Here is an 11,684-nt window from a genome sequence, read left to right on the forward strand (position 1 = left end):
GTTCGATGGAACGACGGACGAAGGCCCAAGCTGAGGTTCGGGCTTCAAAGCCCTCGGATGACCCGGTCTCTCGTCCGCCACCGCGCGAGACAGCCTACCGCCTCGCCCAGCAGAATTTAAGTTACAAGGATGACGGCGCAGTACTGCGTTCGCTGGGAAGACTCCTTGAAACCGGATGCGCGATCGTAAACGCTCCTCTCGCGTCTCACCCCTTGCAGATGGTGTGGCGCAGGAACGCGAATCCCAGCGCCTGGCTCTGCGCCTGCTTTTTGTTGTCGACCGCGCCGGAATGGCCGCCGGCCACGGTCTCGTCGAACCACACCGGCTGCCCCAGCGCCTGAAGCCGCGCCGCCATCTTGCGGGCGTGGCCGGGATGCACGCGGTCGTCGGTGCGGTTGGTGGTGATGAAGATCGGAGGATATTTTTTAGCGGCGCTGGCCAGATGATACGGCGAGAACTTGCGGATGAACGCCCATTCCTCGGGATTTTCCGGATCGCCATATTCGGCGATCCAGCTTTGTCCCGCGAGCAGCTTGGTGTAACGCGCCATGTCGAGCAGCGGCACGCTGCACCACACCGCGCCGAACAATTCCGGATAGCGCGTCAGCATGTTGCCGACCAGGAGCCCGCCATTGCTGCCGCCGTGACACGCCAATTGCCTGGCGGTGGTGACGCCCGAGGCGGCGAGATCGCGCGCCACCGCGGCAAAGTCATCATGGGCTATGTACTTGGTGGCCTTGCGCGAGGCGAGATGCCAGCTTGGGCCGAATTCGCCGCCGCCGCGGATATTCGCCAGCGCATAGCGGTGGCCGTGCTCCAGCCACAGTCTGCCGACGATGCCCATATAGGACGGCGTCAGCGACACTTCGAAGCCGCCATAGCCGTAGAGGATGGTGGGCCGCGGCGGCCCGCCGGCGGCGAGATCTTTGCCGATCAGGAAATACGGAATCCTGGTGCCGTCGGCGGCGAGCGCGTGGCGCTGTTCGACCGCGATGCCGCTGGCGTCGAACGACGCCGGCGCGCGCTTCAACAGTTGCGGCGCACCTTCGCCGTTCCACAGCGCCGTGGTGGTCGGCCGGTCGAAGCCGGTGGTGGTCAGCAACAGATCGCGGCCGAGCTCCGGCTCGTCCTCGCCGCCAAAATTCTCCGCATAGATCGAGGCGTTGTCGGGCAGGCCGGGGAGCGGCCGCGTGGCCCAGCCGGCCGCGCCGCGGCTCGCGACTTCGATGCGGCCGCGAACGTCGTCGAGGATCTGCAGCACGATGCCGTGGCTGGTTTCCAGCCAGGACTGCAGCGAACGGGTCGGGGTCGGCTGAAACACGATCTCGACATCGCGGCTGCCAGCAAGGAAGCGATCGAGTGCGATCACCGCCAGCGCGCCGGCGGCGACGGTTTGTCCGTCGACGTGCCAGTCCTGCTTCGGGCTGATCAACAGTTCGCCGGCCTCGAGCGAAATCGACACCTCGTCCGGCAGGTCGAGCCGTAGCCGCTGCCCGGCGAAGGCGCCGTGCCCGGGCTCGACGAAGATCTGCGATCGGGTGAAATCCAGCGCGCGCCAATAGGTGACGGATTCGTGCGTCGGCCGGCGGTTGACGCCGAACCAGGCGGCGACATCGTCCTTTTCGACCTCGAACACCACCTCGGCGTCTTCGCGCGGCTTGCCGCGTCGCCATTTGCGCAGCAGCCGGGCGTAGCCGGCCGCGGTGGTGTCGTCGTCGCCGAGCGCGCTGCCGAACAGGATGGTGTCCTGGTCGAGCCAGTCGGCGCGGGTCTTGGCCTGCGGAATCGCGAAGCCGCCAGCGACAAAGCGCTTGGTCGCGAGGTCGAATTCGCGCAACTCGACGGCGTCGGTGCCGTTGAACGACAGGCTGACCAGCGCGCGGGTGTTGTCCGGCGAGCGCGCCGCACCCGCGAACGCCCAGGAGATGCCCTCGGCCTCGTTCAGCGCGTCGATGTCGAGCAGCAGTTCCCAATCCGGCGTATCGCTGCGATAGCTGTCCAGCGTGGTGCGGCGCCACAGCCCGCGCGGATGGGCTTCGTCCTTCCAGAAATTATACAGATGATCGCCGGACTTGTGCACGAAGGCGATGCGGTCGTCGGCATTGAGGATTTTGAGCGCGGCGTCGAAATCGGCGGTGTAGGCGGCATCGCAGAATTGCGCGCGGGTGCGCTCGTTCTGTGCCGCGACGAAGGCCACCGCGCGCTCGCCCTCGATCTCCTCGAGCCACAATAATTCGTCGCCGGCGCCAAGCGCCGGATTGGCCGATCCATTCATGCGGTCATCAGTCCCCAAAACAAAAGCCCGGGCGCGGGCCCGGGCTTTCAGATAGTGCGTTTGGTGGCCGACGCAAACCGCGTCGGCTGCGATCAGGCCGCCGCAGGCGCCATCGCGGCGGTGAGGTTTTCCGCGACCTTGTCGAGGAAGCCTTCGGTGGAGAGCCAGCGCTGGTCGGCGCCGACCAAGAGCGCCAGATCCTTGGTCATGTAGCCGGCTTCCACCGTCTCGACGCAGACCCGCTCCAGCGTCTTGGAAAACTTCGCCAGCTCCGCGTTGTCGTCGAGCTTGGCGCGATGCGCCAACCCTTGCGTCCAGGCGAAGATCGAGGCGATGGAATTGGTCGAGGTCGCCTTGCCCTTCTGGTGCTCGCGATAGTGCCGCGTCACCGTGCCGTGCGCGGCTTCGGCTTCCACCACCTGGCCGTCCGGGGTGAGCAGCACCGAGGTCATCAGCCCCAGCGAGCCGTAGCCCTGCGCCACGGTGTCGGACTGCACGTCGCCGTCGTAGTTCTTGCAGGCCCAGACGTAGCCGCCGGACCATTTCAGCGCCGAGGCCACCATGTCGTCGATCAAGCGGTGCTCATAGGTCAGCCCCTTGGCCTCGAAGTCCTTCTTGAAATCCGAATTGTAGATTTCTTCGAAGATGTCTTTGAAGCGGCCGTCATAGACCTTCATGATGGTGTTCTTGGTCGACAGATACACCGGATAGCCGCGGTTCAGCCCATAGGTCAGCGAGGCGCGGGCGAAGTCGCGGATCGAATCGTCGAGATTGTACATCGCCATCGCGACGCCCGAGCCGGGCGCCTGGAACACTTCGCGCTCGATCACGATGCCGTCCTCGCCGACGAACTTCATCGTCAGCGTGCCCTTGCCGGGAAACCTGATGTCGGTGGCGCGATATTGATCGCCATAGGCGTGGCGGCCGATGATGATCGGCTTGGTCCAGCCCGGCACCAAGCGCGGCACGTTCTTGCAGATGATCGGCTCGCGGAAGATCACGCCGCCCAAGATGTTGCGGATGGTGCCGTTCGGCGACTTCCACATCTGCTTCAGGCCGAATTCCTTCACCCGAGCTTCGTCCGGGGTGATGGTGGCGCATTTGACGCCGACGCCGACCTTCTTGATGGCGTTGGCGGCGTCGACGGTGACCTGGTCGTCGGTCTTGTCGCGGTGCTCCATCCCGAGGTCGAAATACATCAGGTCAATGTCAAGGAACGGGGTGATCAGCTTGTCCTTGATGTATTGCCAGATGATCCGGGTCATCTCGTCGCCGTCGAGTTCGACGACGGGGTTGGTCACCTTGATTTTCGCCATGCGGGATCGGGCCTCTTTGAGACAGCGCGTGTCGGGGCGGGATGGGCAGTTGCCGCTGCCGCTATAGCACCGGCCCGCGCGCGCTGGAAGGCGATGCAGCGGGCAGGATTGCGGAATTCGGCGGCAACGGGGATTGCCGCAAGTTGCGGCAGCAGCGAGCGGCGGGGCGCGGCCGGCGGCGGCGGCGGGGCCGGTCGGTCGGGCCGCAGCAGCGGCGCAACCGCATTATTTGCTTGAGAAATCGCCCGCGAATTGGCAACCCGTGCAGCGCAGCGGCCGGCCGCCGCCGACGCAGCGTTCGGCCTGGCGCAGCGCCGGCCGTAGCCACAGAAAACGCTCCATCAGAAAGTGCACCGCGATGTCCGGCTCCGGAACCGACAAGACCAAAACCAAAACCGAGCTCAGCGGCCCGGTGGTGATTCTGGTCGAGCCGCAGCTCGGCGAGAACATCGGCATGTGCGCCCGGGCGATGGGCAATTTCGGGCTGACAAGGCTGCGGCTGGTCAAGCCGCGCGACGGCTGGCCCAACGTCCATGCCCGGCGCGCGGCGTCCGGCGCCGATTACATTCTCGACGCGGTGGAATTGTTCGACACCGTGGAGCAGGCGGTGGCCGACTGCTCGCTGTTGTTCGCCACCACCGCGCGCGCCCACGACCAGGCCAAGCCGGTGCGGGCGCCGGAAGAAGCGGCGCGCGAAATCGTCGCCGAGGCCGCGACCGGCGGCGAGGTCGGCATCCTGTTCGGCCGCGAGCGCTATGGGCTGGAGAACGACGAGGTGGCGCTCGCCAACCGCATCGTCACCTTTCCGGTCAATCCGGGCTTCGCCTCGCTCAATCTCGCGCAGGCCGTGCTGTTGATGGGCTACGAATGGTTCAAGCTCGCCACCGCTGGCGCGCTGCCATTCGCGATGCCGGAGCGAAGCGAGCGCGCCTCGCAGCACCAGATGCAGAGCTTCTTCGACAATCTGGTCGCCGAACTCGACAAGGTGGAGTTTCTCCGCCCGGCCGAAAAGCGCGACACCATGCTGGTCAATTTGCGAAACATCTTCACAAGGATGGAGCCGACCAAGCAGGACATGCACACGCTGCACGGCGTGGTGATGGCCATCGCGGAGGGCCGCAAGGGCCCGGCCAAGGGCGGCGTGCTCGACGGCGAACAGGCCGCAAGGCTGCGCGCGCTGCTCGCCGAACACGGCCAGGGCGCGCTGCCGCATGAGAGCGGCACGGTGCGTGGCCTCGCGCGGCTGCTGCGGCGCAATCCCACCGACGCCGAACGGATTCTGTGGCAGGCGCTGCGCACCGATCGCCGCTTCGCCGGGCAGTTCAAGCGGCAGACCCCGGTCGGCCGCCACATCCCGGACTTCGTTTCCTTCGTGCAGCGCATCGCCATCGAGCTGATCAACCCCGACGAGACCGCGGTGATCGCGACCGACCGCGCCTCGCGCCAGGCTTGGCTCGAGGAACGCGGCTACCGCGTGGTGGCGATCGTGGCCGACGACGTCACCCGCGACGTCGCCGCGCCGCTGGCGGCGCTGCAACAGGCGATGGCGCAGGGGGCGGGTGAGGCGCCGTCATCCTGAGAGTCTGACCGAAAAAGCGATCAATGAAATCAGGCATTCAACGCGTCATTGCGACGAGCTATTGCGACGAAGCAATCCAGGGCCACGCGTGAAGCCCCTGGATTGCTTCGCATCGAAGCCGGCGCTGCGCGCCGTCCTCGGCTCGCAATGACAAACACCCCTGATTTTGCTCGCTGCTTTTTCGGTCAGACACTGAGGAGCCCGGCGAAGCGCGTAGCGCGACGTCGGGCGTCTCGAAGGATGGGCTGCGCGCCCGCCGGCCGCTCCGCCGTCCTCGCGGCGTCATCCTTCGAGGCTTCCTCGCCGCGCTGACGCGCGGCGAGGAAGCGCCTCAGGATGACGGGTCAGGGTCGTCGAGGTCGGCAACGGGCATTGAGGCGTTCAACGACGACGCGCCGAGCGGCGTCTAATGCAGGAAAAGCTTGAACAGAATTCCGAAGCAGAGCGCCCAGGTAATTCCATTCATCCACTTCAGCAGATTGAGGTCGCCCTCGATCTTGTTGAAACGCCCTTCATAGGCTGCCATCGCTTCGGCCGCCTTGCGCGCCTTGTCCTCCGGCGCGCCCGACGCGAGAAAAGCGTCATATACCTCTGAAATCATCGTCGCCATGGGTGACTCCTCCACCCAAGATAGTAGCCTGCCGCTATTGCGTCCAGAGGGCGATAATACGCAGATCAAACGAGGGCGGGCTGGTGCAGCAGCTTGCGAAAGCCATCCTGCTGGGAAATTCGTGGCCGCGGCGAGCCGCGCCTACGCCGCCTTGGCGAGGTGCTCGACCAAGCCGGCGAACAGGCCGCGGCCGTCGGTGCAGCCCATAATGGCTTCGACGTGGTTCTCCGGATGCGGCATCATGCCGAGCACATTGCCGCGTTCGGACACGATGCCGGCGATGCCGGCCGCAGCACCGTTGATATTGTGCGCGTCGCTGACCTCGCCGCTCGCCGAGCAATAGCGATACAGCACCCGGCCGTCGCCCTCGAGCCGCCGCAGGGTTTCATCGTCGGCTTCGTAATTGCCCTCGCCATGCGCCACCGGCACGCGGATCACCTGACCGGCATTGTAGCCGCGGGTGAACGGCGTATCGGAACGCTCGACCCGCAGATGCACGTCGTGGCAGATGAATTTCAGGTGCGCGTTGCGCATCAACACGCCCGGCAGCAGCCCGGACTCGCACAGGATCTGGAAGCCGTTGCAGACGCCCAGCACCAGCCCGCCGTCACCAGCAAATTTGCGCACCGCGTCCATCACCGGGGCGCGGGCCGCGATCGCGCCGCAGCGCAGATAATCGCCATAGGAAAAGCCGCCCGGCACCACGACGAGGTCGGTGCCCTTCGGCAGTTCGGTGTCGGCGTGCCACACCATCGCCGGCTCTTGGCCGGAGGCGAGCTGCAGCGCGCGCGCCATGTCGCGCTCGCGATTGATACCGGGGAAAACGAGGATGGCGGATTTCATGCTGGAGACACTTTCCCGGAAGACCTAAACGAAGCCTCGGACAAGCGTTGATTGCCTAAGGCCATTTCGTGATTCAGAGTTCTCATCTCGACAAGAACTCCCTCGAGCTTGTCCAAGTCGTCGGCGACTTCGAACAACAGCTCCAAAACCTGTTCTCGCGAGACTTCACCCATGACAGCCCTCACGCCGAGAGGGGCGGTGTTTCGTTCAAGTCCAAACGCCGCTCGATGTGCTCAAAACGAGCGTCATGCCGGCCGAGAATCCCATAGATGTTGTGAATGTCTTGCTGCACGGAAATCAGGTGGCCGCGAATCGCATTCAGCTCGATCTTGACGTCGCGAACCTCGCCTTTGATCTGCGAGATGTCGTGCTGCACCGACCTCAAAACTTCATAAACCAAATCCGCGCTGATCTCAGCCATGACCCGATCTCCAGAGCCTTAACTGCACACCTCGATATTGTAATTCTCGATCACGGTGTTGGCCAACAGCTTGTCGGCGGCGTCCTTCAACGCCGCCTCGGCCTGCGCCGGATCGGCGCCGGCGAGTTCGATGTCGAACACCTTGCCCTGGCGGACGCTGGCGATGCCATTGACGCCGAGCGATTTCAGCGCGCCCTCGATCGCCTTGCCCTGCGGATCGAGGATGCCGGTCTTCAATGTAACGGTGACACGTGCCTTCACGACCAACCTCAGCCCTTGACCAGCACCGGGCCGGAGCCCGCCGGCCGTTCGTTTTCCATCAGAATGCCGAGCCGTTTGGCGACCTCGGTATAGGCCTCCAACAGGCCGCCGAGATCGCGGCGGAAGCGGTCCTTGTCGAGCTTCTCGTTCGACTTGATGTCCCACAGCCGGCAGGAATCCGGCGAGATCTCGTCGGCGACGATGATCCGCATCATCTCGTTTTCGAACAAGCGGCCGCATTCCATCTTGAAATCGACCAGGCGAATGCCGATGCCCAAAAACAGCCCGGTGAGGAAATCGTTAACCCTGATGGCGAGCGCCATGATGTCGTCGATTTCCTGCGGCGTCGCCCAGCCGAACGCGGTGATGTGCTCCTCGGAGACCATCGGGTCGTTGAGCTGGTCGTTCTTGTAATAGAACTCGATGATCGAGCGCGGCAGCTGGGTGCCTTCCTCGATGCCGAGCCGCTGCGACAGCGAGCCCGCGGCGACGTTGCGCACCACCACCTCGAGCGGCACGATCTCGACCTCGCGAATCAGCTGTTCGCGCATGTTCAGCCTGCGGATGAAGTGGGTCGGCACCCCGATGTCGTTCAGATGCTGAAACAGGAACTCGGAAATCCGGTTGTTGAGGACGCCCTTGCCCTCGATCACCTGGTGTTTCTTGGCATTGAACGCGGTCGCATCGTCCTTGAAGTGCTGAATCAGTGTCCCGGGCTCCGGGCCTTCGTACAGGACCTTGGCCTTGCCTTCGTAAATGCGACGTCGACGGCTCATGGGAATGTACCGTGTGTTGTTGAAATCCATGGGAGTTGGTGAGCTCCGTATGACAGATGCGACCCGCGGCGGAGCTGCCGGGAAGGCCAGGGAAACAGAACGAGAACCTTGCCTGACGGCAACCTACCCGATTGAGCCATCCAGCACAATCGATCCGGACGACGGGGCTTAAGTTTTACTGGACGGCTTGCGATTTTCCGGCAGTTGTCTTAACCGCTCGCCCTGGTTATCTAGGCATCCAAGCCCGCAACCGCAAATCTACGGCCTTTGCGCCGCCCGGCAGAGATCGGAACCAGGATTATGACGACATTTGACAAGCGCGAAGAAGGTTTCGAACGCAAGTTTGCGCTGGACGAGGAGCAGAAATTCAAGGCCGAGGCGCGGCGCGACAAGCTGTTGGGGCTGTGGGTGGCCGAAAAGCTCGGGCTGAAGGGCGACGCCGCCGCCGCCTATGCCAAGGAAGTGGTGATCGCCGACTTGGAAGAAGCCGGCGACGCCGACGTGATTCGCAAGGTGACCGCCGACCTCGAGGGTCGCGGCATCTTCCTGACCGAGCCGGAGCTGCGGCTGAAGCTCGACGAATTCTTCGCCCAGGCGGTGGCGCAGGTGAAGGCGGGGACCTGAAGCGCAGGGCAGCGCGGTCTCGCGCATCGCCGCAGCACGATTGGCTGTCCCCGCCCGCGAAAGCGGGCGGCCCAGTATTGCAGAGCGCAGGCCCGGCGATGACCGAACAGGCTTTCGAGAGCATCTGGGACGCCCTGGAGAATTCGCCGGCCGAGGCCGCCAACATGAAATCCCGGTCCGGCTTCTGATCGCCCTCCGCGAGGTCATCGACGGCTGGCAACTCAGCCAAACTGAGGCCGCCAAGCGGCTCGGCGTCACCCAGCCACGGATGAACGACCTGTTGCGCGGGCGGATCGACAAGTTCAGCCTGGACGCGTTGATGATCCTTGCGACCGGCGCCGGCCTCACCGTGGAGTGGCGCGTGGTCAAGCCCGCGGCGTGATTGACGCGGGCATTCGTTGCCCTGATGACCGCAGCGATATCCGGAACCCGCCTCGCCCGCTACGCGATGGCGATGATTTCCAGCTCCTGAGCGCCTGAGCCGACCACGTCGCCGACGGCTTTGCGCATCAACAATCGCGCCACCGGCGACACGAAGGAAATCGTGCCGGCCTTGGGGTCGGCCTCGTCCTCGCCGACGATGCGATAGCTCTGCGCCCGGCCGTCGCTGCGCCGGAACGTCACCGTCGATCCGAACGCCACGACGTCGCGCGACGCGGGCTCCGGCATCAGTTGCCCGCTGCGCAGCCGCGCCGCCAGATAAAGCGCATCGCGTAGCGGGCCGGCCTCCTGCCGGCGCCGCTCGTTCACATCCGCAATCGCCTGCGCCGCCTTGATCCCGGCGCGCGCCGCTTCGAGCTGATCCTGCAGCGCCTGCAACCCGGCCGCGGTGACGAGATTGGGATGCGGCGAAATCGGCCGCTCCGGCAGCATCGTCTCCGACGCCGTCTCGGCACTGTCTTCCTTGGTAAAGGCGACGGACAATTGGGGCTCCGGGGGTATGCCATAGGATGGGCTAGGCGCACAGCGCCGTAACCCATCACAGTCTCGCGCAACTGGCAATATGGTGAGTGACGCAACTGCGGCGCTAACCCACCCTACGGGCTATTTTGCGGCAATCTTGCGTCGCTCTAACCGGGCAACCCCGACTATCCCGTTCAGGTAACAGATCAGTTGGTTAACAGCGACCTGAAAAATATCCCGGCCCGTGGCGTCGGCAGGTGCTTTCATCAACATTGAAGTCTCATGCCATTTGAGCAAGAGACACCATCCCCGAATTGGGTTCTGGTCGAATGATGCTTCAAGTTGATGAGCAAATCTGTTGCGAATTTTTCCAACTATGCGGAGATCGTCTCGCACCGTCTTGGGGATCAACCCAAGGCAGTATGCCGCAGTGACGCGATTTGAAAATGTTCCGATCGCGCCGTCCAAGCCCATCAGCTTCTTTGTTTCTTTCTCATCATCTACCATGAAGTTGACGAGGCTATGTTCAAGGCTGCTATCAAGGAATGTTGCGCCTACTATTGCGATGGCACGCTCATCCACAGTTCCGCCTTCATTGAAAAGATTGTGAAATGCAAACAAAGCATCGTGGTGTCGCCAGTATCGATCCAAATCCCTTCCAGCAATCATGCTGGTCATCGAACCTATTCCTCTTTGGGCTTCCTCTTTTCGGGTTTTCGTTGCTGACTTTAGTTTCGCGGCGGCGCTAACACAGAAAGTAGCAAGTAGCCCGCATGAGCGAAGCGATATGTGGGACGATCCACGAGCAACCCCGGATGTCGCTTCGCTCATCCGGGCTACATCATCGAGCGAACTCCGAAAGCCGGTATCGTGCCACGGGTCACCGCGTCGTCGATAGTCCATCGAGCGCCGTATCGAGATCGGCGTCGTTCACCTCCGTGAAGCTGCCGCGATCCAGCGCGTCGCGACCGGCCTTGAGCTGCGTGCGCAACAGTTCGAGCTGCAAGTCATCCGCCTGCACGCGCTGTTGCAAGCCGCGCAGCACGTCGCGGATCGCTTCGCTGGCGTCTTGATATTTCCCCGCCCGGACGATGTCCTCGACGAACGCGTCCTGCTCGGCGGTGAGATTGATCTTGCGCGTCGGCATGGCGACCTCTCTCAGGACGGGCAGAATACCAAAACTGGCAATTTTGCCAATACAGCCACCTCCCGCTAGCCAATAGGTAACACTTATGTTACCCTCCCCCATGCTCGAAGTTCGCTATTATCTCTCGGATGGCAAGAGCCCGTTCGCGGATTGGTTCGAGGAGCTCAACGCCGCCGCACGGGCGAAGGTGACGGTGGCGATTGCTCGTCTCGAGCAGGGCAATCTCTCCAACGTGAAGTCCGTTGGTGAGGGTGTTCTCGAGCAAAAGATCGATTTCGGCCCCGGCTACCGGGTCTATTTCGGTCGTGACGGCGACACGCTGGTGATCCTGTTGTGCGGTGGCACCAAGAAGCGGCGGCAACGCGATATCGACAACGCCATCCACTATTGGCGCGACTACAAGCAGGGCAAGCGGCGATAGGAGAGCGACATGGCGCAGACAAAAAGCTTCAAGGGACTGGTGCAGCATCATGTCGCTGCCGACCCCGGCTTCGCCGAAGCGCTGCTGCGCGAGGGGATCGAGGTGATGCTGAAAGGCGACATCGACACCGGCAAGATCATCCTACGCGATTACATCAAAGCGACGGTCGGTTTTGAAAAGCTCGGCGCCGATATCGATACGCCGCCGAAAAGCCTGATCCGGATGTTCGGGCCGCAAGGCAATCCGCAAGCGAAGAACTTATTCAGCGTGATCGGCTATCTGCAGAAGCGCGCCGGACTTCAGCTGACATTCAGCAAAGCCCGCAGGACTGGTTAGGCGGCGAAGAAACGCAATCGCCGTAAGCCTGAGAGTCTGACTCAAAATGATTGTCATGATTTCAAGCTCTTGCGAGGCGGCGTGAGAGCAGTCGGATGCTCGCGAGGAAGAGCCAGGCCTCGGCGCTGGCGATGCTGGCCTCGAAGTCCTTGGACAGACGGCGGTTGCGTCC

At 63.3% G+C, this 11,684-nt stretch carries 14 protein-coding genes and 2 pseudogenes; 5 read left to right on the top strand and 11 right to left on the bottom strand.

All coding sequences use genetic code 11. The annotated features are described in order from the left end of the window. Positions 1-205 precede the first annotated feature (205 nt). Together VGC77_RS01345 and VGC77_RS01350 are read right to left on the bottom strand one after the other, a co-directional pair. On the bottom strand, positions 206-2,275 hold the full coding sequence (locus VGC77_RS01345) for a prolyl oligopeptidase family serine peptidase (protein ID WP_331169777.1): 2,070 nt from the start codon (positions 2,273-2,275) through the stop codon (positions 206-208). Between the two features lie 92 nt (positions 2,276-2,367). After that, complete coding sequence (locus tag VGC77_RS01350) at positions 2,368-3,591, bottom strand: NADP-dependent isocitrate dehydrogenase (protein ID WP_331169778.1); 1,224 nt, start codon at positions 3,589-3,591, stop codon at positions 2,368-2,370. Between the two features lie 358 nt (positions 3,592-3,949). Here VGC77_RS01350 and VGC77_RS01355 point away from each other — a divergent pair, with 358 nt between their 5' ends. Further along, on the top strand, positions 3,950-5,170 hold the full coding sequence (locus VGC77_RS01355) for a TrmJ/YjtD family RNA methyltransferase (RefSeq protein WP_331169779.1): 1,221 nt from the start codon (positions 3,950-3,952) through the stop codon (positions 5,168-5,170). A 406-nt stretch (positions 5,171-5,576) separates the two neighbouring features. Here the strand turns inward: VGC77_RS01355 and VGC77_RS01360 are convergent, their stop codons facing one another. The 5 genes from VGC77_RS01360 to purC all read right to left on the bottom strand — a co-directional run bounded on the left by VGC77_RS01360 (position 5,577) and on the right by purC (position 8,081). After that, positions 5,577-5,780 carry an integrase gene (locus VGC77_RS01360; RefSeq protein ID WP_331169780.1) on the bottom strand — a complete coding sequence of 68 codons (204 nt, stop codon included), beginning with the start codon at positions 5,778-5,780 and terminating at the stop codon, positions 5,577-5,579. Between the two features lie 141 nt (positions 5,781-5,921). Then, entirely contained in the window at positions 5,922-6,623 is a 702-nt protein-coding gene (gene purQ / locus VGC77_RS01365) for a phosphoribosylformylglycinamidine synthase subunit PurQ (protein ID WP_331169781.1), read from the bottom strand. A 181-nt stretch (positions 6,624-6,804) separates the two neighbouring features. Continuing rightward, on the bottom strand, positions 6,805-7,044 hold the full coding sequence (locus VGC77_RS01370) for a hypothetical protein (RefSeq protein ID WP_331169782.1): 240 nt from the start codon (positions 7,042-7,044) through the stop codon (positions 6,805-6,807). An 18-nt stretch (positions 7,045-7,062) separates the two neighbouring features. Continuing rightward, positions 7,063-7,305 carry a phosphoribosylformylglycinamidine synthase subunit PurS gene (purS, locus tag VGC77_RS01375; RefSeq protein WP_331169783.1) on the bottom strand — a complete coding sequence of 81 codons (243 nt, stop codon included), beginning with the start codon at positions 7,303-7,305 and terminating at the stop codon, positions 7,063-7,065. An 8-nt stretch (positions 7,306-7,313) separates the two neighbouring features. Continuing rightward, complete coding sequence (gene purC, locus VGC77_RS01380; RefSeq protein ID WP_173400866.1) at positions 7,314-8,081, bottom strand: phosphoribosylaminoimidazolesuccinocarboxamide synthase; 768 nt, start codon at positions 8,079-8,081, stop codon at positions 7,314-7,316. Between the two features lie 300 nt (positions 8,082-8,381). Between purC and VGC77_RS01385 the strand changes: the two genes are divergently transcribed. Then, positions 8,382-8,705, top strand: coding sequence for a DUF1476 domain-containing protein (locus tag VGC77_RS01385; protein ID WP_331169784.1), 324 nt, complete (start codon positions 8,382-8,384; stop codon positions 8,703-8,705). A 98-nt stretch (positions 8,706-8,803) separates the two neighbouring features. Beyond that, positions 8,804-9,087, top strand: a pseudogene (locus VGC77_RS01390) (helix-turn-helix domain-containing protein). A 59-nt stretch (positions 9,088-9,146) separates the two neighbouring features. Here the strand turns inward: VGC77_RS01390 and greA are convergent. The 3 genes from greA to VGC77_RS01405 form a co-directional block, all read right to left on the bottom strand. Next, a complete protein-coding gene (greA, locus tag VGC77_RS01395) occupies positions 9,147-9,629 on the bottom strand; it encodes a transcription elongation factor GreA (RefSeq protein WP_331169785.1) in 483 nt (160 codons plus the stop codon). Between the two features lie 120 nt (positions 9,630-9,749). Beyond that, positions 9,750-10,286 (bottom strand): hypothetical protein, encoded by a 537-nt coding sequence (locus tag VGC77_RS01400; RefSeq protein ID WP_331169786.1) that lies wholly within the window; start codon positions 10,284-10,286, stop codon positions 9,750-9,752. Between the two features lie 202 nt (positions 10,287-10,488). Beyond that, positions 10,489-10,857 carry a ribbon-helix-helix domain-containing protein gene (locus VGC77_RS01405; RefSeq protein WP_331169787.1) on the bottom strand — a complete coding sequence of 123 codons (369 nt, stop codon included), beginning with the start codon at positions 10,855-10,857 and terminating at the stop codon, positions 10,489-10,491. Between VGC77_RS01405 and VGC77_RS01410 the strand changes: the two genes are divergently transcribed. Both VGC77_RS01410 and VGC77_RS01415 read left to right on the top strand, forming a co-directional pair. Next, entirely contained in the window at positions 10,856-11,176 is a 321-nt protein-coding gene (locus VGC77_RS01410; protein WP_331169788.1) for a type II toxin-antitoxin system RelE/ParE family toxin, read from the top strand. The two genes, VGC77_RS01405 and VGC77_RS01410, sit on opposite strands and share 2 nt — an antisense overlap. A gap of 9 nt (positions 11,177-11,185) precedes the next feature. Continuing rightward, complete coding sequence (locus VGC77_RS01415; protein WP_331169789.1) at positions 11,186-11,512, top strand: transcriptional regulator; 327 nt, start codon at positions 11,186-11,188, stop codon at positions 11,510-11,512. A gap of 61 nt (positions 11,513-11,573) precedes the next feature. On the opposite strand, the pseudogene VGC77_RS01420 reads toward VGC77_RS01415, so the two are convergent. Further along, positions 11,574-11,684 (bottom strand): annotated as a pseudogene (locus tag VGC77_RS01420) (IS5/IS1182 family transposase); the annotation flags it as partial.

Source organism: Rhodopseudomonas sp., from assembly GCF_036404135.1.
GTDB lineage: Bacteria > Pseudomonadota > Alphaproteobacteria > Rhizobiales > Xanthobacteraceae > Rhodopseudomonas_A.

Excerpts from the sequence above, each read along its gene's own strand:
- VGC77_RS01345 (WP_331169777.1), bottom strand. The coding sequence starts at position 2,275 with ATGAATGGATCGGCCAATCCGGCGCTTGGCGCCGGCGACGAATTATTG.
- VGC77_RS01350 (WP_331169778.1), bottom strand. The coding sequence starts at position 3,591 with ATGGCGAAAATCAAGGTGACCAACCCCGTCGTCGAACTCGACGGCGAC.
- VGC77_RS01355 (WP_331169779.1), top strand. The coding sequence starts at position 3,950 with ATGTCCGGCTCCGGAACCGACAAGACCAAAACCAAAACCGAGCTCAGC.
- VGC77_RS01360 (WP_331169780.1), bottom strand. The coding sequence starts at position 5,780 with ATGGCGACGATGATTTCAGAGGTATATGACGCTTTTCTCGCGTCGGGC.
- purQ (WP_331169781.1), bottom strand. The coding sequence starts at position 6,623 with ATGAAATCCGCCATCCTCGTTTTCCCCGGTATCAATCGCGAGCGCGAC.
- VGC77_RS01370 (WP_331169782.1), bottom strand. The coding sequence starts at position 7,044 with ATGGCTGAGATCAGCGCGGATTTGGTTTATGAAGTTTTGAGGTCGGTG.
- purC (WP_173400866.1), bottom strand. The coding sequence starts at position 8,081 with ATGAGCCGTCGACGTCGCATTTACGAAGGCAAGGCCAAGGTCCTGTAC.
- VGC77_RS01385 (WP_331169784.1), top strand. The coding sequence starts at position 8,382 with ATGACGACATTTGACAAGCGCGAAGAAGGTTTCGAACGCAAGTTTGCG.
- VGC77_RS01400 (WP_331169786.1), bottom strand. The coding sequence starts at position 10,286 with ATGACCAGCATGATTGCTGGAAGGGATTTGGATCGATACTGGCGACAC.
- VGC77_RS01410 (WP_331169788.1), top strand. The coding sequence starts at position 10,856 with ATGCTCGAAGTTCGCTATTATCTCTCGGATGGCAAGAGCCCGTTCGCG.
- VGC77_RS01405 (WP_331169787.1), bottom strand. The coding sequence starts at position 10,857 with ATGGGGGAGGGTAACATAAGTGTTACCTATTGGCTAGCGGGAGGTGGC.
- VGC77_RS01415 (WP_331169789.1), top strand. The coding sequence starts at position 11,186 with ATGGCGCAGACAAAAAGCTTCAAGGGACTGGTGCAGCATCATGTCGCT.